Annotated in this window: 18 protein-coding genes and 1 riboswitch; all 18 genes read right to left on the reverse strand. The window is 55.4% G+C overall.

Features of this window, described 5'->3' with window-relative positions; genetic code table 11:
- Positions 1-62 precede the first annotated feature (62 nt).
- On the reverse strand, positions 63-680 hold the full coding sequence (gene scpB, locus ACESLM_RS01035) for an SMC-Scp complex subunit ScpB (protein WP_372629148.1): 618 nt from the start codon (positions 678-680) through the stop codon (positions 63-65).
- Positions 649-1,440, reverse strand: coding sequence for a segregation and condensation protein A (locus ACESLM_RS01040; protein WP_372629150.1), 792 nt, complete (start codon positions 1,438-1,440; stop codon positions 649-651). The genes scpB and ACESLM_RS01040 overlap by 32 nt, the downstream gene beginning before the upstream one ends.
- Positions 1,441-1,498: 58 nt before the next feature.
- Positions 1,499-1,969 (reverse strand): 6,7-dimethyl-8-ribityllumazine synthase, encoded by a 471-nt coding sequence (gene ribH / locus ACESLM_RS01045; protein WP_372629152.1) that lies wholly within the window; start codon positions 1,967-1,969, stop codon positions 1,499-1,501.
- A gap of 14 nt (positions 1,970-1,983) precedes the next feature.
- Positions 1,984-3,213 (reverse strand): bifunctional 3,4-dihydroxy-2-butanone-4-phosphate synthase/GTP cyclohydrolase II, encoded by a 1,230-nt coding sequence (locus tag ACESLM_RS01050; RefSeq protein ID WP_372629154.1) that lies wholly within the window; start codon positions 3,211-3,213, stop codon positions 1,984-1,986.
- 14 nt (positions 3,214-3,227) lie between these two features.
- On the reverse strand, positions 3,228-3,896 hold the full coding sequence (gene ribE, locus ACESLM_RS01055; RefSeq protein WP_372629156.1) for a riboflavin synthase: 669 nt from the start codon (positions 3,894-3,896) through the stop codon (positions 3,228-3,230).
- Positions 3,897-3,898: 2 nt separating this feature from the next.
- The gene (gene ribD / locus ACESLM_RS01060; protein ID WP_372629158.1) at positions 3,899-5,047 is read right to left on the reverse strand and encodes a bifunctional diaminohydroxyphosphoribosylaminopyrimidine deaminase/5-amino-6-(5-phosphoribosylamino)uracil reductase RibD; all 1,149 of its coding nucleotides are present in this window, start codon (positions 5,045-5,047) and stop codon (positions 3,899-3,901) included.
- A gap of 268 nt (positions 5,048-5,315) precedes the next feature.
- Positions 5,316-5,514, reverse strand: a riboswitch (FMN riboswitch).
- Between the two features lie 65 nt (positions 5,515-5,579).
- Positions 5,580-6,005 carry a peptidylprolyl isomerase gene (locus ACESLM_RS01065; RefSeq protein WP_372629160.1) on the reverse strand — a complete coding sequence of 142 codons (426 nt, stop codon included), beginning with the start codon at positions 6,003-6,005 and terminating at the stop codon, positions 5,580-5,582.
- 192 nt (positions 6,006-6,197) lie between these two features.
- Positions 6,198-7,529 (reverse strand): diaminopimelate decarboxylase, encoded by a 1,332-nt coding sequence (lysA, locus tag ACESLM_RS01070; RefSeq protein ID WP_372629162.1) that lies wholly within the window; start codon positions 7,527-7,529, stop codon positions 6,198-6,200.
- 163 nt (positions 7,530-7,692) lie between these two features.
- A complete protein-coding gene (locus tag ACESLM_RS01075) occupies positions 7,693-9,357 on the reverse strand; it encodes a spore germination protein (protein ID WP_372629165.1) in 1,665 nt (554 codons plus the stop codon).
- Positions 9,358-9,368: 11 nt separating this feature from the next.
- A complete protein-coding gene (locus ACESLM_RS01080; RefSeq protein WP_372629166.1) occupies positions 9,369-9,797 on the reverse strand; it encodes a stage V sporulation protein AB in 429 nt (142 codons plus the stop codon).
- Entirely contained in the window at positions 9,787-10,437 is a 651-nt protein-coding gene (locus ACESLM_RS01085; RefSeq protein ID WP_372629168.1) for a stage V sporulation protein AA, read from the reverse strand. Before ACESLM_RS01085 ends, ACESLM_RS01080 begins: the two co-directional genes overlap by 11 nt.
- A gap of 139 nt (positions 10,438-10,576) precedes the next feature.
- On the reverse strand, positions 10,577-11,335 hold the full coding sequence (gene sigF, locus ACESLM_RS01090) for an RNA polymerase sporulation sigma factor SigF (protein WP_094042820.1): 759 nt from the start codon (positions 11,333-11,335) through the stop codon (positions 10,577-10,579).
- 25 nt (positions 11,336-11,360) lie between these two features.
- Positions 11,361-11,807 carry an anti-sigma F factor gene (spoIIAB, locus tag ACESLM_RS01095; RefSeq protein ID WP_094042821.1) on the reverse strand — a complete coding sequence of 149 codons (447 nt, stop codon included), beginning with the start codon at positions 11,805-11,807 and terminating at the stop codon, positions 11,361-11,363.
- On the reverse strand, positions 11,804-12,157 hold the full coding sequence (gene spoIIAA / locus ACESLM_RS01100; protein ID WP_372629170.1) for an anti-sigma F factor antagonist: 354 nt from the start codon (positions 12,155-12,157) through the stop codon (positions 11,804-11,806). Before spoIIAA ends, spoIIAB begins: the two co-directional genes overlap by 4 nt.
- Positions 12,158-12,318: 161 nt before the next feature.
- A complete protein-coding gene (locus tag ACESLM_RS01105; RefSeq protein ID WP_372629171.1) occupies positions 12,319-13,536 on the reverse strand; it encodes a D-alanyl-D-alanine carboxypeptidase family protein in 1,218 nt (405 codons plus the stop codon).
- Positions 13,537-13,747: 211 nt separating this feature from the next.
- On the reverse strand, positions 13,748-15,109 hold the full coding sequence (locus tag ACESLM_RS01110) for a hypothetical protein (protein ID WP_372629172.1): 1,362 nt from the start codon (positions 15,107-15,109) through the stop codon (positions 13,748-13,750).
- A gap of 518 nt (positions 15,110-15,627) precedes the next feature.
- Complete coding sequence (locus ACESLM_RS01115) at positions 15,628-17,910, reverse strand: glycosyltransferase family 2 protein (protein WP_372629174.1); 2,283 nt, start codon at positions 17,908-17,910, stop codon at positions 15,628-15,630.
- On the reverse strand, positions 17,910-18,998 hold the full coding sequence (locus ACESLM_RS01120) for a GtrA family protein (protein WP_372629176.1): 1,089 nt from the start codon (positions 18,996-18,998) through the stop codon (positions 17,910-17,912). Before ACESLM_RS01120 ends, ACESLM_RS01115 begins: the two co-directional genes overlap by 1 nt.
- Positions 18,999-19,319: the final 321 nt, after the last annotated feature.

Raw genomic sequence — 19,319 nt, forward strand, 5'->3', positions numbered from 1 at the left:
CCGCCTTTCCTAGGGGTAGTATGACCTTCTGGCTTCCTTTCATTCCATATTCGCGCCAACGATTAGTCCGTTTCGAGCTCGCGATCCAGATCTTCCAAGGACAGCTGCCGCCCTTCGATTCGGTCGAACAGCATCTTCGTTCTTTCTTCCAATTCGTCGTCCCCGTCCGCGATCGTCGGCTCCGGCAAGCTCTGGATGCTCGGCAAGCCGAAATAGTCGAGGAACGCCTTCGTCGTGCCGTACAGGATCGGCCTGCCGATCGCGTCGGCTCTGCCCTTCTCCTCGATCAGGTCCTTGTTCACCAGATGGTGAATCGGACGATCGGCTTTCACTCCGCGAATCTCCTCGATCTCGATCCGGGTAATCGGCTGCCTGTAAGCGATGATCGCGAGCGTCTCCAGCGCGGCCTGCGACAGCGAAGAACGGGAAGGAGAGTACGCCAATTTCTCGAAATAAGGCGCGTGTTCGATGACGGTCGTCAGACGATATCCTCCTGCGACTTCGGCGATGCGGATGCCTCGGTTCTTCTTGACGAACTCCTTCTGAAGATCCTTGAATACGTCCGTGACGACTTCCACGTCCGTCTCCACCACTTCCGCCGCCGTCTTGGCGCTGATTCCTTCGTCTCCGGATACGAACAGCAAGCCTTCAAGTACCGATTTCAATGTCGAGTAATTCATCGTTCTCTTCTCTCCCCGTCCACGACAACACGATTTCATCGAACAGCGCGTTCTGATGGCACGAAACCCATCTTCGCTTCATTAACTCCAGAATCGCCAGGAAGGTGACTACGATCTCCTCGCGATCGTCCGCTTCCCTCAGCAGCTGCGAGAACAGCAGCTTCCCTTCGGTCGAACGGTTCTTGAGCGTATGAATGATGTCGAGAATCCGGTCCTTGACCGAAATCTCGTCCTTGCGAATGGAAGATACCCGGTTTCTTCCGGCCAGACGCCTCATCGCTTTCTGAAAAGCGCTCACCAGATCGTTCACGTGCAAGCCTTCGACCGGATTCGTCTTGATCGCCTTCTCGTACGGAGTAAGGTCCGCAGGCTCGCGCGTGTACACTTGGCTGCGGTCCCACTCCTTCTCCCGAAGCTGTCCGGCTACCGACTTGAACTTGCGGTACTCGATCAACTTGCGGATCAGTTCCTCGCGCGGATCGAGCTCGTCGTCTTCGTCGACCGTCAGCCACGGCTCTTCCGTAACGGGAGGCTTCGGCAGCAGCTGCCTGCTCTTCATCGAGAGCAGCGTCGCCGCCATGACGAGAAACTCGCTGGTAATGTCAAGCTCGAGCTCCTGCATAGCCGCCAAGTATTCCATATATTGATCGGTAATGTCGCTGATCGATATATCCTGAATATCGATTTCCGCTTTGTCGATAAGATGGAGCAGCAAATCGAGCGGACCTTCGAACGTCTCCAGCTTGTACAGCATTGCCACGCGGGTTTCTCCTCCTGCCTCTGCGCACGATCCTGTCTATCCCTAAAATAAGATCTTATCAGCCGGAGATCGCCCGCGTCAAATTCGCCATCTCGATCGCCGTCGTAGCGGCGTCCCAACCTTTGTTGCCCGCTTTGGTTCCAGCGCGTTCCACAGCCTGCTCGATGCTGTCCGTCGTAAGCACGCCGAAGATCGTCGGCACGCCCGTCTTAAGCGATATCGCGGCAACGCCCTTCGCGACTTCGTTGCAGACGTAGTCGAAGTGCGGCGTGGAACCGCGGATGACCGCGCCGAGCGTAATGACGGCGTCGTACTTGCCGCTCTCCGCCAGCTTCTGGGCGATCAGCGGAATTTCGAACGCTCCCGGAACCCATGCGATCTCGATCTCGTCCTCTTGCGCCCCGTGGCGCTTGAGCGCGTCAAGAGCTCCTCCGAGCAGTTTGGACGAGATAAACTCGTTGAATCTTCCGACGACGACCGCGTATTTTAACCCTTTGGATACTAAGTGACCTTCATATACGATAGACATATTCGTTCATCCTCTCAAATGTTGTAGTCAGGCTCGCCTTGGAACGACAGCAGATGGCCCAGCTTGGCTTTTTTGGTATGCAAATATCCGGTATTGTCTTCGTTCTCCTGCATCTGGATCGGAACGCGTTCGACGACGTTTAAGCCGTAACCTTCCAACCCCTTGATCTTGCGCGGATTGTTCGTCAGCAGACGAATGTCGCGAATGCCGAGATCTTTCAAAATTTGCGCCCCGATGCCGTAATCGCGCAAGTCGGGAGCGAATCCCAACTTGATATTCGCGTCCACTGTATCCAATCCCTGCTCCTGCAGCTCGTAGGCCCGCAATTTGTTGATCAGGCCGATGCCGCGTCCTTCCTGCCTCATATAGAGCAGCACGCCGCTGCCCGCTTCATCGATCTGCCTGAGCGCGGCTTCCAATTGGGGCCCGCAATCGCAGCGATGGGAATGGAACACGTCGCCGGTCAAGCACTCGGAATGCACGCGCACGAGCACCGGCTTGGAACCGTCCAGCTCTCCCTTAACGAAGGCGACATGCTCCTTGCGGTCGACTTCGTTCGAATAGGCGATTGCCTGGAACGTACCGAAGTCCGTCGGCAGGCGGACGGCGACTTCCCGCTTCACGAGCTTCTCCTTCTCGTTGCGGTAATGAATCAGATCCTTGATCGTGATCAGCCTCAGCCCGTGCTCCCGGGCAAAAATCTGCAGATCCGGCAGCCTCGCCATCGTTCCGTCTTCCTTGATGACTTCGCAGATAACGGCCGCGGGCGCGGAGTCGCTCATTCTCGCCAGATCGATCGCCGCCTCCGTATGGCCGGCCCGTCTGAGCACGCCGCCGTTCTTGGCGATCAGCGGGAAAATGTGGCCCGGCCTGCGGAAGTCGCCCGGCCTAGCCTCCGGATCGATCATCGCCTGCACCGTCAGCGAACGCTCGTGAGCCGAAATCCCCGTCGTCGTGGACACGTGATCGACCGAAACGGTGAACGCCGTGCCGTGATAATCCGTATTGTGATTGACCATCGGCGGCAAGTCAAGAGCTTCCGCGCGTTCCTGGGTAATCGGAACGCAGAGCAGCCCGCGGGCCTCCTTGATCATGAAGTTGATCACTTCCGGCGTCGCCTTGTCGGCCAGCGCGATCAGATCCCCTTCGTTCTCCCTGTCTTCGTCGTCGACGACGATGATGATCTTCCCTTGCTTCAAATCCTCGATCGCGTCGTCGATCCGGTCAAACTGATGCTCTTCCATGTTGCCCTCTCCTTTCACATAAATCCGTTGTCGCGCAGTATCGACTCCGTCAATCCTCCGGCCTTGCGAGCGGAAGGGGCATGATCCCGCCAGTTCAGCAGATGATCGACGTATTTGCCGAGAATGTCGCATTCGATATTAAGCGTGTCGCCCGGGTGCTTATGCTGCAGCACCGTTTCGCGAAGCGTGTGGGGAATGATCGATACGGTGAACGCGCCGGCGTCCGGGTCGGTCGAGACGACCGTCAAGCTGATTCCGTCCAGCGTAATCGAGCCTTGCTGCACGACGTGGCGCAGCATGGAGCGATCGTCGGGCTCGATCGCGAAGACGACGGCGTTGGCTTCGGCCGTTCGGCCTCTGATCGTCCCCGTGCCGTCCACATGTCCTTGCACGAGATGTCCGCCGAACCGAGCTCCGGCTTGCATCGCCCGCTCCAGGTTCAGCGGAGCGCCAGGTTTGAGCGCGCTCAGGTTCGTGTGACGGTAAGTTTCCGGCATCACGTCCACCGCGAAGCTCGTTCTATCGAACTCGACGACGGTCAGGCATACTCCGTTGACCGCGATGCTGTCGCCGAGCTTAACGTCCTCCAACACCTTGGAAGCCGCGATGCCGAGGATCATCGCCTCTCCCCTGCGCTGCACGGAGCGCAGCATGCCCATTTCTTCAATAAGTCCCGTAAACATCGTTAGCCTTCCTCCTTGCCTGCACGCTCAGGCGGTTCCGCCCCGGATGGGGCAAGCCGGTTGTCGGGATACCCGGTCACACACCAATCGTCTCCATAGCTTTGCATCGTTACTCTCGCAAGACGAAGCGCCGCGGACATTTCGTTAGGTCCGACATAGGAGAATGCGGACGGAGCTCCTTCTCCTCCAACGATAATCGGAGCGTAGAACAGCATCACCTTATCGATGAGGCCCGCTTCCAGCATGGCGCCATTGAGCACGCCGCCACCTTCTAGCAGCACAGAGCTGATCCCCCGTTCCCCCAGCGCCTTCATCGCCGAAGCCAGATCGACGCGCTCGCCGCCTCCGCGACGCAGCACCTCCGCGCCAAGCTCTCTGAGCCGTTCGGCTCTCCCCTCGTCCGCTTGCAGCGTGGTCAGAACGATCGTCGGGGCGGCGTCGTTCAGCACTCTTGCGGCCGGAGGGACGTTCAGCTTGGAATCGACGACGATGCGAGTCGGGTTCAGCGCCGGTACGGCGAGGCGGGTCGTCAGCTCGGGATCGTCGGCCAGCACCGTCTGCACGCCGACCATAATCCCGCTGTGGCGATGCCGCAGCGTATGAACGGCTTCCCGGGCCGCAGCGCCCGTAATCCAGCGGCTGTGGCCCGAATGCGTGGCGATGCGCCCGTCCAGGCTTAGCGCCGTCTTCAGCGTAACGAAGGGCATTCCGGTACGAATGAACTTATTGAACGCCTCGTTCCGGGCGGAGGCTTCCGCCTCAAGCACGCCGGTCAGCACCTCGATGCCCGCTTCGCGCAGTCTGGCGATCCCTCGTCCGGCGACGAGCGGATTCGGATCGACCGCGGCGACGACGACGCGGGACACGCCTTCTTCGATCAGGCGCTCGCAGCAGGGCGGCGTCTGGCCGTAATGGCTGCAAGGCTCGAGCGTGACGTATGCGGTCGCCCCTCGTGCCTGAGCGCCGGCCATATTCAGCGCATGCACTTCCGCGTGGCCTTCGCCCCGCTTCAGATGGGCGCCCAAGCCGACGATCCGGCCTTCCTTCACGACGACGCAGCCGACGACGGGATTAACGCCGGTCTGTCCGGAAGCCCCGTCCGCCAAATTAAGCGCCAGCCGCATGTAATATTCGTCATTCAGAATGTCCATCTGTCTCCTCCTCTCCTGTCGTCGGTCAGACAAAAAGCCCCCGGGAGCGAATCATCCCGGGGGCGTTAAATGCACAGCGATAAACAGGCCTTCAGGTCGTGTCCCGAAAAGCAGGGGGAAACAGCAGCTTAGGATCGAATCGACAAGCATACTGAAACAACCCGTCGCAACGCAGGTTTGTGAAAAAAGGAACAATTAAGTCCGACGAATGCCGGAATTCCCGTTACCCGCGAGTCGACGCTCTCCATTTGACACGGCATGGCCGCTGTGCTTCCTTCTCCCATCCAGACTGTTACTGTCGGTCCCGGATTCTCACCAGGTCCACCGCAAAGCGTCCGCCGGATCGACCGGAAGAAGCGATGACGGGTCACGGACTGACGGCGGCAAAATCGGCTTCGATGCGATCGATGGCCAAAGTGCTGCCGATCACCGTCGGTGGGGAATTGCGCCCCGCCCCGAAGGATAAGCAACTATTGTATGTCAGTGTATCACTCCGCCTGCCAAATTGCAAGCGGTCAGGTTGGAATTATGGTCAGCTTACGCGGACGGATTCCATCTTGTCCTGCCCTTTGAATGCGTCCACATGCTCCATGCCGGACGTTACTTTGCCGAATACGGTATGTACGCCGTCCAGGTGAGGCTGCGGCTGGAAGCAAATATAGAACTGGCTGCCGCCGGTATTCGGTCCTCGGTGAGCCATTGCCAGACTTCCACGCTCGTGCCTGTTCTTGTTGTGCTCGCAGTTAATCGTGTAACCCGGTCCGCCGGTTCCGTTGCCGTTCGGGCAGCCGCCTTGCGCAACGAAGCCCGGAATGACGCGATGGAACGGAATGCCGTCGTAAAAGCCTTCGTTAGCCAGCTTCTCGAAGTTCGCGACCGTGTTGGGCGCGTCCTGGTCGAACAGTTCAAGGACGACTTCGTTGCCGTCCGCCATTTTGATAATCGCTTCTTTAGCCAAATCTGTATCCTCCTCAAGTTCGATTCACCTTATTTTACAACATTTCCTTGCCGACGCACCACCTGTCCATCCAGGCAAGCCGCCGTAATGCCCGCGCCGGCAGGGCGGCGCTGTGCTAAATCGGGACGGACGATTCGCCCGCTAAAATGAACGCCGCGCCCCTCTGCAGGGACGCGGCGCCGAGTGCCATGCTTATTTCGCGACCGCTTGCTTCTGCAAGCGCTGCGGGATGACGTCGTTGCCGACGATATTCTCGTACGTCTCGCGGGCGACGACGAGATCCGCCTGGCCGTCTCTTACGAAGACGACGGCAGGACGGCGGATGCGGTTGTAGTTGCTCGCCATCGCGTAGTTGTACGCTCCCGTGCAGAACACCGCGAGCAGATCGCCGGATTGTACGGCAGGCAGGTTCAGATCCCAGATGAGCATATCGCCGCTCTCGCAGCATTTGCCCGCGACGGAGACGACCTCTTCCGCGGAGTCGTTGGCGCGGTTCGCCAGAACCGCCTCGTATTTGGACTCATACAGAGCCGGACGCGGGTTGTCGGTCATGCCGCCGTCCACCGCGATATATTTGCGCACGCCCGGAATGTCTTTGCTCGTTCCGACGGTGTACAGCGTCGTGCCGGCATCGCCGACGATGCTGCGGCCCGGCTCGATCCAAATTTCCGGAAGCGGGAAGCTCGCGTTCTCGCAGGTCGTGCGGACGGCGTCCGCGATCGCCTGTACGTAAGTGCCGAGCGGCAGCGGCTGATCGCCTTCCACGTAACGAATGCCGAATCCGCCGCCGAGGTTCAGTACCGTGAACGTATGGTTCAGCTTGTCGCGGATGTCCACCGCGAAGGCGGATACTTTTTCGACTGCCATCCGGAAGCCTTCGACTTCGAAAATTTGCGAGCCGATATGGGAATGGACGCCGAGCACTTTCAGATTCGGCAGGGAGATCGCCGTCTCGATCGCTTTGAACGCCGTGCCGTTACCCAAGTCGAAACCGAACTTCGAGTCCTGTTGGCCGGTGGAGATGTAATCGTGCGTATGGGCTTCGACCCCCGGCGTAATGCGCAGCAGCACGTTGACGCGCTTGCCTTGTTCGCCTGCCAGGGCGTTCAGAAGGTGCAGTTCGTTAAAGTTGTCGACGACGAAGCAGCCGATGTTCGCTTCCAGCGCCATCAGAATTTCTTCGGGCGTTTTATTGTTGCCGTGGAAATGAATGCGCTCGGCCGGAAAACCCGCCTGAAGCGCCGTATATAGCTCGCCGTCGGACACGACGTCGAGACTCATGCCTTCCTCTTCGGCCACGCGGCACATCGCCATGACGCAGAACGCCTTGGAGGCGTAAGCGACCTGATGACGCATGCCCGTCGCGCGGAAAGCTTCCATGAATTCGCGGGCGCGCACGCGCACCAGCTCCTCGTCCACGATGTACAGCGGAGTGCCGAACTGCTTCGCCAAATCCGTAACGTCGCATCCTCCGATTTCCAGATGACCTTTGCTATTTATTTTGCTCGTACCATGCAAGAACATAACTTCTTTTCCCCTTTGGCGAATATTTCCGGAATCGGGCCGTCGTCCGGCTGTCCGGTGTTTGCACTTTAACACTCAGTATAACGGAAAACCGGCCAAGGGGATATGGAGGATTTGCCACAACATTTGCATTAAACCTTCAAGAGGTTGTTCAAACTGTCCGCTAAACCGGCTGTTTGCGATTTTTTTTGGTCCGGTAAATGGAGAGTCTCTTTTTGTTGGTCGAAAGCGGCATTCTGAACAGGATGTTGCGGAAAGCGACGGCGTTAAAGGGCAAGAACGGCCACAGGTAAGGCGCGTTAAACGACCTCTTGAACGCCAAATACAGCAGCGTAACCGTCGAGAGCAGGACAAAGCCGATTTCCTGGAGGAAAAAGACGGAGAGCAGCAAGCCCAGCCGAATGATCCGGTTGGCCAATCCCAGCTCGTAGCTCGGCGTCGCGAACATCCCGATCGCGGATACGGCCATGTACAGAATGACCTCATTGACGAATAGTCCGGTCTTGACCGCAATGTCCCCGATCAAGATCGCTGAGAGCAGCGTCATCGCAGTGACGAGCGGCGCAGGCGTATGAACGGCGGCAAGCCGCAGCAGATCGACGCCGATCTCGGCGATGACGAACTGGAGAATAATCGGGATCTCACCCGCTTTATCGGTTCCGACGAACCACAGCCAATCGGGACGGAGGTCGGGATTCGCGTTGAACAGAAACCACAGCGGCATCAGGACGAGCGAAGCGATAATGCCCAAGTACCGCACCCACCTCATGTAGGAGCCCATGAACGGATTTTGGCGATTCTCTTCCGCATGCTGCACCAGGTCGAAGTAAGTGGTCGGAAGCAAAATCGCGCTAGGCGACGTGTCGACGAGGACGGTTACGCTGCCGTCGAGCAGCTGCGCCGCGACGACGTCCGGCCGCTCCGTATAACGCACCAGGGGGAACGGACTCCAACTGCTGCTCACCGTCATCTCCTCCAGCTGTTTGTCGGCGAGCGGGAGACCGTCGATATCGATCGCACGGATTTTGTCCCGGATCGACTCCACCAGTTCCGTGTTCGCGATATCGTCGATGTACCCTATGCAGACGTCGGTCTGGGTACGGCGTCCCACCTTCATGACCTCGAAGCGCAAATTCGGGTCGCGAAGCCGGCGCCGGACGAGCGCGACGTTCGTCAGCAGTGTCTCGGTGAAGCCGTCCTGGCTGCCTCTGACGACCTTCTCCAGCGAAGGCTGCTCCAGACCCCGAGACGGAAACGACTTCGCGTCGATCAACAGGGCGGCTGGCTGCCCATCCACATAGAACGCCGTGTTGCCCATCAGAACCTCGTCGATCATCTGTGGGAACGATTCCGTCATCTTGATCTGGACGGCGGGCACATAACGTTCGAGAAAAGCTTGCAGCGCATCGGAATCGAACGAGCTGTCGGGATCGAGATAGGTCAGTCTTTTGATAATCTCCGTCAGCGACGCGTCCTTCGCGAACACGCTGAGGAACAGCATCGCCACCTTCCTGCCGCCGAACGTCATCTCGCGCACTTGAACTTCGAAGCTCTTGTCCAGACCGATCGTCTCGGTCAGCAGCTCTTTCCACCGCTCAAGATCGGAGGGAATGCGCTCCTGGGACTTGCGGGCCGTCTCCGAAGCCGAGGGCATCGACTCCTCCTCCCGATCTTGCGAGTCTTCTTCGTCTCTCCGACCCGACCTTCGTCCCGACGGACCTCTATTGTCCTCGTGTCGCCCGCTCTCTTCGCCCAATTCCTTCGGGAATTTCATCGGACGGCCCGCATTCTTCAAATCCATGCTTCCGTGCTCGGTCGTTTCCATCATGTTCACACTCCTTAAGGCTGCAGCCACAGCCAATCGACGAGGGATCCCGTCACCTTGCCGAATACCAAGGCCATCAGCAGCGGCAGTAAGTAGGGTTTAAGCTTTAATCTCTTAGAGACGATAGGGATGACGTTCAGCACTTCCGTTAATGCCGCCGCGAACATGCCGACGAACAGCCCCTGAAACGCCGCCGGAATGAGCAGGAAGCGAGCCGACAGCCGGAACGTCCAGTCGAACAGATCGGCGCATATCCAGTACTGCGATCCGATCAGGATGGCGGATTCGAATACGGGAGACCGGCGATACGCCCTTGTCAATTGTACCAGCCTGGGGATCAGATCGAGCACGATCAGCAGCGCCACGAAGGCGCTCCCGACGGCAAATCCGCCCGCCAGGCTCACGACGCCGAGCAGCAAGCCTCGCAGCGCTTCAGCCGCCATCTCTTCCCGTTCTGTCCTCGTGTTTTTTGCGATATTCCTCGGTAATGACGTAATGGTTCACATTTTCCTGATACATGAACATCTCCACCTCCAGCGGATTAGGCTCGTCGTTCAGCCGCTTGCGCAAGAGCCGGTTGAAAAACAGCAGCATGCCCATTCCGACTCCGATCGAATACGGAATTTGAAACAGCCACGGATGCTTGCTCCCCTTCCCGGTGATCAGCTCGGTTATCCGTAGCTGCACCGCGGGCATATTGACGTCGGCATGGAAATTCATCATCGCCATCCCGGACCCGAAGAATAGCAGGAGCCAGGCGAGCACGAGCACGACTTTGCGCGGTTTGACTTCCCCGGCAGGCGATATTTCCAGCAGCACGTGCGGCTCTCCGAACGTCTCGATGACCATGCCCGGTTCCGCTTCGCGAATGGCTTTGACCACTTGCAGCATGTCGATCAGCACCAGATTACCGTCGGCGGCGGTCACTTCGTGGAGCGGAAGCTTCTCCAGCCGCTTCTGCAGCGCCGTCTCCGTCACCAGTCTCGCGACGTCTCCCAGGTAGACGACCGCTCCCGGCCGAACAACGGCTCGCCTTCGCATGCGGACGTAGACGACTGTGGAATCCTCTTCGGAACGGCCCATGCTACCCCCTCCCCATTCGGCATTTCGCTTAGTATGGAATGGAAGCGGTCATCGTAACCGCGAATTGGGAAAAAAAGAGGAGGCGGCCGCCGGTTTCCCGGCAGTCCGCCTCCCTCGATCGCGCCTTACAGGCTTAGGCCTACTGCGCGATCTGGTCCTTGATATTTTGCAGGATCTTCTTCTCCAGCCGGCTCACTTGAACCTGCGAGATGCCCAGCCGGCCGGCCACCTCGGACTGCGTCTGATCGCGGAAGTACCGCAAATAGATGATCAGCCTCTCCCTGTCGCTCAGTCCCTGGATCGCCTCCGTCAGCGCCAGCTTGTCGAACCAACGCTCCTGCGACTCGTCGGCGATCTGGTCCATGAGCGTAATCGGGTCGCCGTCGTTCTCGAACACCGTCTCGTGAATGGACGTCGGCGGCTTGTTCGCTTCTTGGGCGAACACGATTTCTTCCGGCGTCACGCCGAGCTCCTCGGCCACTTCGCCGATCGTCGGCGCGCGGCCGAGCCGCTTGGACAGCTCGTCCTTCGTCTTGCGGACGCGGTTGGCCATTTCCTTCAGAGATCGGCTCACCTTCAGCGTGCCGTCGTCCCTGAGGAATCTCTGGATTTCCCCGATGATCATCGGAACGGCGTAAGTCGAAAATTTCACGTCGTAAGAGAGATCGAACTTGTCCACCGACTTCAGCAAGCCGATGCAGCCGATCTGGAACAGGTCGTCGCTGTCGTAGCCGCGATTGGCGAACCGCTGGACGACGGACCATACCAGGCGAATATTGCTATTAACGAGCGTGTCTCGCGCGGTCGTATCCCCGGATTGACTAAGCGCGATGAGGCGCTTCACTTCGCTGTCATCCAAGTATGCCGGCGGAGACGATCGTTTCCATTCTGCTTCCATGCCTCCAACCCCTGCCGCACGGTTTTTAGTTAAACAACGCTTTTTTCGACTCGATCCGTTTTTTCATCCGAAGAGATGTGCCCCCTGCTTCCGAACTGACGACGTCGAATTCGTCCATGAAATTTTCCATGATCGTGAAGCCCATTCCCGAACGCTCCAGCTCCGGACGGGAGGTGTACAGCGGCTGTCTGGCCAAGTCCAGATCTTCGATCCCTCTGCCCTGGTCGCTTACGGACAGGCTGATCGTATCTCCGTCGATTTCCGCTTCCACGGTGACGATGCCGTCCGTTCTTCCGTCGTATCCGTGAATAATCGCGTTGGTGACCGCCTCGGATACGACCGTCTTAATCTCGTCCAGCTGCTCCAGCGTAGGATCGAGCTGGGAGACGAACGCGGCGACGGAGACTCTGGCGAACGACTCGTTCTCGGAACGGCTTGCGAATGAGAGCTTCATATGGTTATGTCCGCTCATGATACGACCTCCAGACCGGCGACTGCCGAACGCTCCGAATCGTAGAACGATAAAATCTTGAACAGCCCTGACAGTTCGAACAACCTCTTGACGCTCGGCTGCGTGTCGCACACGACCATTTTGCCGCCGCGGCCCTTGATGAGCTTGTAGCGCCCGAGAATGACGCCGAGTCCCGAGCTGTCCATGAATTGTAAATCTTTCAGACTAAGAACGACGTGATCGCATCGGCCGCGCAGGATCGCGTCCTCCATCTTGAAACGGACAATGTCCGCGGTATGATGGTCCAGTTCCCCTCTCAGGCGGACGATCAAAACGTTGCGTTGCTGCTCCAGCTCGACCTGTAAGCTCATCTTCATTTCCCCTTCCCCATATCCTGCTTGCTCGTCACCAATTCTACGAAACGCTCTCCCATTCCTGCCCTCCGACAAAACTAGAAGCTGGCCCTCCCGATTCGACAAAACGCGCGAAAGAGGCGGCGACGTTCTGTTCGTCGTGCCGCCTTATCGCCGAATTAATCAGAATCCGAGAAGAACAAGTGTCCAGTTGTGCGGCGCAGCAGCGACCACCAGCCCGCTCGTTCGACCGCTACCGGCGATTCTACCGGAAACTCGGTCAGAACGTCGTTGCCGCGGTAGACGATCAGCTTGCCGATCGGCTGACCGATCTCGACCGGCGCCTTGACGTTAGGTTCCAGCACAAGCTCATGGCGTATACCCTTGCCCGCGTCGCCCTTCTTCAAGAGGACGCTGTACGAATGCTTGGCCGTCAGCGGAATTTTGGCGACTTTGCCCTTCTCCACCGGCAGCGTTCCGATCGGGTCGCCCTTCTTGTAGATCGGGACGTTCGTATATTGAGCGAACGCATAATCGAACAGATGCGATACTTCCGCGTTGCGCGTCTTCGTGTTCGGCTCGCCCATCACGACGGCGATCAGACGCAGGTTGTCCCGGCGCGCCGTCGCCGACAAGCAGAACTTCGCTTCGCTCGTAAAGCCGGTCTTCAAGCCGTCGGCTCCGCTGTAGAAGCGAACGAGCTTGTTCGTATTCACGAGCCAGAACGGCTTGGGGCTGCCCTTGCGCAAGTAATCCTGGTACAGTCCTGTGTATTTCGTAATGCTTTCGTATTTCAGCAGCTCCCGCGACATGATGGCGATGTCGCGCGCGGAGGATTCGTGACCGTCCGCGGGCAGCCCGTTGCAGTTGACGAACTTCGTGTTGGCCATGCCAAGCTCGGCCGCCTTCTCGTTCATCATCGCAACGAACTGCTGCTCGCTTCCGCCCAGCTTCTCGGCGAGCGCCACGGAAGCGTCATTGCCGGAAGCGAGGGCAACGCCCTTAAGCATATCCTCGACGGTCATCTCTTCCCCGGGCTCCAGGAAGATCTGGGAGCCGCCCATTGACGAGGCGTATTCGCTCGCCGTTACCTTGTCGGTCAGCTTCAGCCGGCCTTCGTCGATCGCTTCCATCACGAGCAGCATCGTCATGATTTTCGTGATGCTGGCGGGAGGCAGAGCCAATGTGCTGTTCTTCTCATAGATGATCGTCCCGCTGTCCGCATCCATCAGAATCGCGGACTTAGCGTTGGAGGCCAAATCGGTTGCCGGCTGCTTAACCGCCGGCTCCTTGGCGTAGGCCGCAGACGGCGCGATCAGGGCAGCCGTCAACAGCCCGGCAAGCAGCCAGGCGTAAGGACGTTTGTCGGATGGTTTTCGTGTCTCTTTGCAAGCCAAAAGTGGCTCCCCCTCCTGAAGGCCGAGTGTCGGCCAATGATTTCTTCCCATTAGTCTGTCCTATGGGATGAAATATATTCCATCGGAGTGACCGTCCTGGATTAAGAATTAACTAAACTGGATTTTTTCCATAAAAAAATGGAAATACCACCAAGAAGAGCATCTCTACTCTTGGCGGTATTCCCAAATTCTATCAGTTTCGACCGTTGGGTCAAAGCATAGTAAGAACAATCTGCTCCCCGGAACGAGTTATAGTGTAGATGCCATCCTTCATATCTACCCCGTAATGCTTGTTCAGAAGCCGATTCCCGTCCGAATCGCTTTCCACGACGACCAGGTAATCGTAACCGCTCAACAGGTTGTCCATATTGTCCTCGTAGAACAAACAAATCCCGTCCACGTGCGAAGCGTACAAGAAGTACCTCCCAATATACTGCATATAAAAGTTCGTCACCTGCTGATCGGCATCGGAGGCGTAGAAAAGATATTTGCTGTTGTCCTCTTTGCCGTCGGCATACCACCGATCTCCGGTAATCGTCTGGATTTTGTGCGGAAGCGTCGTCTCGTAGCTGCTCGAGATGGATTGGATGCCGTTGTATTCCGATAACAACAAGGTGACCGCAACAGCCATGCAAGCCCAGATCCCTTTCTGATAAAAACCTTTCGTCTGCACGCTCTTGAACGCTCGCGAGTCGGGCACTTCGCCGATTTTATAATGAAATGAACGTTCCAGGTCTACTGTAGCGCACAGCACCAAGCCGCCGACAAAGAGGACCACGATACTCGAAGCGTAACGTTCAAATCCGGCCAGCCAAATGGCCTCGTCCAGCGGCATGGAGTAGAGGTATAGCCCCAGAATGCCTGCGTAGTACGACAACAGTACGAAATTAAGCGCAATCAGCGCTTTCCATAAGCGCCATTTCTTCTTCAGCACGACGGCCGCAATAATGGAAGCCGCGATCGCTGAAATCTCGAATGCGACAATCCCCATTGCGGGCCTTGTCGTAAGATCCATGCTGGACTTCAGAAATAGAGAAATAATTTCGTTCATTTGCTCCGGAGTTTTCCCCTGATCCACACTTTGAAGACCGGAGGCAGCGACGTCGAATTTGTTCTCTATTCCTTGAAAGACGGTCGCCATGCGCCAGCTCCAGCCCAAGTAAGGAAGCAATGCGGCGCAAATAAGCCCGACGACGGCAAGCGCATTTTTCCAGAAAGGCTTGCGACTATGAGTCAGCCAAGTATACGTCAAGTAGAGAAAGCCGATCGCCGCAAAAATGATGCCGGTGCTTTTCATGATCGTCAGCAATCCGGCGAGCGGAAGTATCGCTATGCAGGCTCGGAAAATATCGTTGCGATATTTATAGACCATCGTAAAGATGGCAAGCGTATAAATCGGGAGCAAAAAGTCTACCAACAGATTGGTGATGCGAATCGTAATATTGAAAAACGAGAGCGCGGAAAGTCCCAAACCGAGAAAAGCGTACAAGAGGAAGCGTTTCTTTTCGGAAACCAAGCCAAACATGGCATAGAAGCAGGAAAAGATGAGCAGTCCCTGCGCGAACAGCATCATGGACTGGGAATGCCCCGCGAAACGGCAAACATAATAGAGAAAAGACGAGACGCCAAGCGGGTAATTCTTAAAATCAATGAGATCGGAAGCGGCCGTCGGGAAGGCATCCGCACTTAACATCACCTTCAAAACAATCGCCCAATGGGAAAAGTTATCGTAATGTGTCAGCTTGCTCTGGAAAAGCATAAGAAGAAAAATGAAGCTGCCCGCCAAAAAGGAAAATTGGAAGATGGAAAAGGAAATCCGAAATTTCGCCTCTTGTCGGAGCCACATAATTACGACCGTGGCAAATGCCAGTAGCCCTAGAATCAGAATGACAAGACTGACGGAAAAAAGCTGTCCCGCCAAGCCGCCGAAATTGACCAAGCAGGCAATAGACGAGAAGACGAATACCGGGATAAATTCCCATTGTAAAGAAACTGTTTTTCGAACGAGCAGCATGTAACCCAAACAGGACAATGCCAGCAAGGCTCCCGTTAATATTAGATACATAGCCAGCAACTCTCTCCTATTTCACTTTATGCGGAACTCTCGGAATTCGATTGCATCAAGTCATTCAGCATCTGATCGACCAGGCCGCGCTCTACTATTTCGTCAATATTGACGATTGAGAGAAGCAACTCGTGACGACGGGCTCTCGTTTTTTTCGCATGCTCCAAAATGACCTCAATATTGCTTTTCGTATAAAAAGTAACCCGGGTTCCGGTCATCGTATCGCCCTCGAAGTCGGAGACGGAGAAGAAAAGGTAATTAAAGCTGCGCAGCGTACAGCTGTCTCCGTTAGTAAAGACGATCGGACACTGAAGCGGAATCCGCGGCATCTTTCTCTGATGCGGGGATGGCTGGACGATGCGCTTCTTCACATTGCGAATCATGTCGTCATAGGCCGTATCCCAAAGATTCATCTGCTCGGGTAAGGAGTGCTTCCGGTCGTAAACGATTTGCATGTATTGGCGTTTGTCCGTCTCGCTGACCGGCTGAACTTTTGCCGAATAGTTCCAGCCCTCTCCGTCCCTTTTCACATAGACGATCGTTCCCTCCAGATTCGCTTCGTAGCGCTTGGTCTTTACGACCAAAGAGATCGTGGATTGCGGGGGCAAGTAAATGGAAAAAGCAACATACAAGGCTATGCCATGCTCCGATACGTCTACGGTACGGGCCTGGTAACGAAGCTTCCTGGCTTTGTCGAGGATCGTCACCTCCTCTTGGGCCCGAATTCGCTCTGTCTCGCGATAGGCACGCCGGCCGATCATGAAGAACAGGGCGTAGCACAAAGCGACCATATTATGAACCAGCCAGAAAATGATAATGCTGCTGTAGAAGAGAGCCAGGCCGTATTTGCCGTGTACGAACCGAAGCAAGGCCGCGATCGAGAGAAGGAGAAGGAAAATATGCGGAAGGGCATACACCGCGGAAGACATCCATTTTCGACCGGCGTTTTTGTTCTTGCTCGTAACTTTGAATTTTCTCTCATGAATGTGCAAGGTTTCAAGGAAGACCGGCACGATCAGATACGGCATAAAAATCGTATCGATGACTTGACTCCAGCGCTGATTGCGAATATTGCTGGACAGGTAGCGCATCGACAAGCTGTAGCAAAAATAGGACGGAAGCCAAAAAATAAAAATGTGCCAAAAGCTGGTGCTTACGATTTGGAAATCGAACAGTGCAAATAGAATAGGAGCCAAAATGAAAATCAACCGGTTAAAAAAGGACCACCAGTACAAAAAGCTGCTCAAGTAGGTGACTCTTGTCCAGAAAGGGAGCTTTTTGGAGAAGATCGCCCGGGTATTCTGCAAACTCTGCAAAATGCCTCTCGCCCAGCGAATACGCTGCTTGATCATGCTCTTAATCGTTGTCGTCGTCAGTCCGGCGGCCTGAACTTCCTGCGTTGCATAAGTAATATAGCCCGCTTGTTGCAGGCGGATGCTCGTTTCGAAATCTTCAGTGATCGTTTTCAGCGGAAACCCGTTGATATCCTCCATTGCTTTCCGGGAAATAACCGTGTTGCTCCCGGTGTAAGCGACCGCGTTGGAGGCATTGCGCAAAATGTTGACTTCTCTCGAGAAGAAATCTTGCTCGTTCGGAATTTCTCGTTCCGCGTACAGATTAAATTGAAATAAATCCGGATTATAGAAGCTTTGAGGAGTTTGAACCAGTCCAAGCTTGAATGTATCGTCCAATTCATCCTCTCTGCGCAGCCGCCATTCTCCGTTTTCCTTTATAAACTTGGAGAGCAGGAAATACGGAACGGTTTTCATCAAAAACGTGTGCTTCGGAATCATGTCGGCATCAAAGGTTGCGATGAGCGGGGAGGAGGTTTTGCTCAGCGCGTTGTTTAAGTTGCCGGATTTAGCCTCCTTGTTGCCCGGAAAGCCGAGGTACCCGACGCCAAACTGTCTGGCCAGTTCCTCAACCTCGGGTCTTCCTCCGTCGTCGCACAAGTAAATATGAACTTTTCGTTTGTCGGGATAATCCATAAACGTACAGGCGTTAACGGTTTTATACAACAGCTCCACCGGCTCATTGTGCGTGGCGATGAACACGTCCACATCCGGGTAATGCTCCGGCGGAACGGTCGGGAGGTCGAGTTGCGTACGTTTCTTTTGCATCTTCTGAAAAAACAATTCGAACGTAGTCAACACCGTAATCGTTTCAGCCGCAATCAGGAGAATGCCGAAAATCATGTTCAATACGCCTTGATTCCATGGCAGCGTAAAAATCATGCGCCATAGCAAATAAACGGACATCAGGATCATCGTGACGACAAACAGAACATTTTGCCGTTTTTCATTTTGCACTACAGTTGCTGCCTCCTTGCCGCAAAAACCCACCGCCGCTGCGCCTGATAACTCAGCAGGAACAACAAGGCATCGCAGATGAGCTTCGCTATTTTCTCGCTCATGAAGAACACCGTATGAATTATATATACCCCGGTACTCGAAAGTAGGATCACTAACGCGCAAAGCGTCAAATAGCGCCACAAACTCCCCCGGCTATCCTTCTTGCGGAAAACAAAATGCGTGTTCAGCAAATAGTTGACCATAATCGAAACGATTCTTGCGATCACGGTCGCCAGCAGAATTCTCAAGTAGTCCTGCTGACCCAGCATCGGCCGCAATAAATCGATTAATAGCCATGCGATTCCCAGATCGACTACAGCGCCTGTAAGGGAAGAGGAGATAAATTTTGCGAAATTGGAGAACAGAACCCCCATGACCCGGGCGCTGTCCCGTACCGCTTTAAAATGCGTCCCCGCATTTCCGTTTTCATAAATCACTTGAATCGGAAGAGTAGCGATCGGTATGCCGGACTGGATACAGGAGATGAGCATCTGCAGCTCGTATTCGAACCGTGAGCCTCTGACGCCCTGCATTAACGCGAGCAGCCGAGGCCCGAAGGCGCGAAGTCCGGTCTGGGTATCCGACAGCCGTTTGCCGTACAGCGCGGCAAACATAAAGGAGGTAATCCGGTTTCCAAGCAAAGACTTCGGCGGTATTCCACCTGCGCCAAAGTCTCTGACCCCTAGAACGAGCGCTTCAGGATGGCGCATCGCTTCCTCCGCAAGGCGATATACATCTTCAGCGGCATGCTGCCCGTCCGAATCCGCGGTTACAACGCAGGAAACGTTGTCGAACTGCTGATCTATGTACTGGAATCCGGTCTTGAGGGCAGCGCCCTTCCCCAGATTTTCCGCATGCCGGAGCACGACGCAGCCGTTCTCGCCCAGTTTCCTGAAAAGAGGCTGGTACTTCTCGCCCGAGCCGTCGTCCACGATGACAATATTAAGCAGAAAATATTCTTTCAATTGCTCCACATAAGACAACAACTTCTCATCCGGCTCAAGCGAAGGAATAAGGATAATAGTTTCGCCCTTTTGTTTCCCCATAATCACCACACCAAATCATTGCAAATTATGAAATCGCTCAAACATCGTACAACATATAAATCCACATTTAATTTCATGAAAAACAGATCAAAAGACCTGTAATTTTACAAATATATAATTCTATTTAACTATTTCATTTTCGATTGATTTCAAGTGTAACATTATCAGACTGAACAATAAATAAACATTTCGCACAACATCCAGTATTTTTCGACGAAAAATTCTGGAGAGTCTTCTGAAGGTGAAGATGATTTCCCATTGGTTTTAGTGTCGTTTTATAACAACAAAAAGAACGTGCTTCAAGAGAAACACGTTCTAACT

Origin of the sequence: Cohnella sp., from assembly GCF_041641335.1 — a bacterium.
Taxonomy (GTDB): Bacteria; Bacillota; Bacilli; order Paenibacillales; family Paenibacillaceae; genus Cohnella.

What these genes read in the sequence shown, in the direction of transcription:
- scpB (WP_372629148.1), bottom strand. Translation starts at nt 680, where the DNA reads ATGAATTACTCGACATTGAAATCGGTACTTGAAGGCTTGCTGTTCGTA.
- lysA (WP_372629162.1), bottom strand. Translation starts at nt 7,529, where the DNA reads ATGTTCTTGCATGGTACGAGCAAAATAAATAGCAAAGGTCATCTGGAA.
- ACESLM_RS01120 (WP_372629176.1), bottom strand. Translation starts at nt 18,998, where the DNA reads ATGGGGAAACAAAAGGGCGAAACTATTATCCTTATTCCTTCGCTTGAG.
- sigF (WP_094042820.1), bottom strand. Translation starts at nt 11,335, where the DNA reads ATGGAAGCAGAATGGAAACGATCGTCTCCGCCGGCATACTTGGATGAC.
- ACESLM_RS01075 (WP_372629165.1), bottom strand. Translation starts at nt 9,357, where the DNA reads ATGATGGAAACGACCGAGCACGGAAGCATGGATTTGAAGAATGCGGGC.
- ACESLM_RS01080 (WP_372629166.1), bottom strand. Translation starts at nt 9,797, where the DNA reads ATGGCGGCTGAAGCGCTGCGAGGCTTGCTGCTCGGCGTCGTGAGCCTG.
- ribD (WP_372629158.1), bottom strand. Translation starts at nt 5,047, where the DNA reads ATGGACATTCTGAATGACGAATATTACATGCGGCTGGCGCTTAATTTG.
- ribH (WP_372629152.1), bottom strand. Translation starts at nt 1,969, where the DNA reads ATGTCTATCGTATATGAAGGTCACTTAGTATCCAAAGGGTTAAAATAC.
- spoIIAB (WP_094042821.1), bottom strand. Translation starts at nt 11,807, where the DNA reads ATGAGCGGACATAACCATATGAAGCTCTCATTCGCAAGCCGTTCCGAG.
- ACESLM_RS01050 (WP_372629154.1), bottom strand. Translation starts at nt 3,213, where the DNA reads ATGGAAGAGCATCAGTTTGACCGGATCGACGACGCGATCGAGGATTTG.
- ACESLM_RS01085 (WP_372629168.1), bottom strand. Translation starts at nt 10,437, where the DNA reads ATGGGCCGTTCCGAAGAGGATTCCACAGTCGTCTACGTCCGCATGCGA.
- ACESLM_RS01110 (WP_372629172.1), bottom strand. Translation starts at nt 15,109, where the DNA reads ATGATGCTGTTCGCGCAGGGACTGCTCATCTTTTCCTGCTTCTATGCC.
- spoIIAA (WP_372629170.1), bottom strand. Translation starts at nt 12,157, where the DNA reads ATGAGCTTACAGGTCGAGCTGGAGCAGCAACGCAACGTTTTGATCGTC.
- ribE (WP_372629156.1), bottom strand. Translation starts at nt 3,896, where the DNA reads ATGTTTACGGGACTTATTGAAGAAATGGGCATGCTGCGCTCCGTGCAG.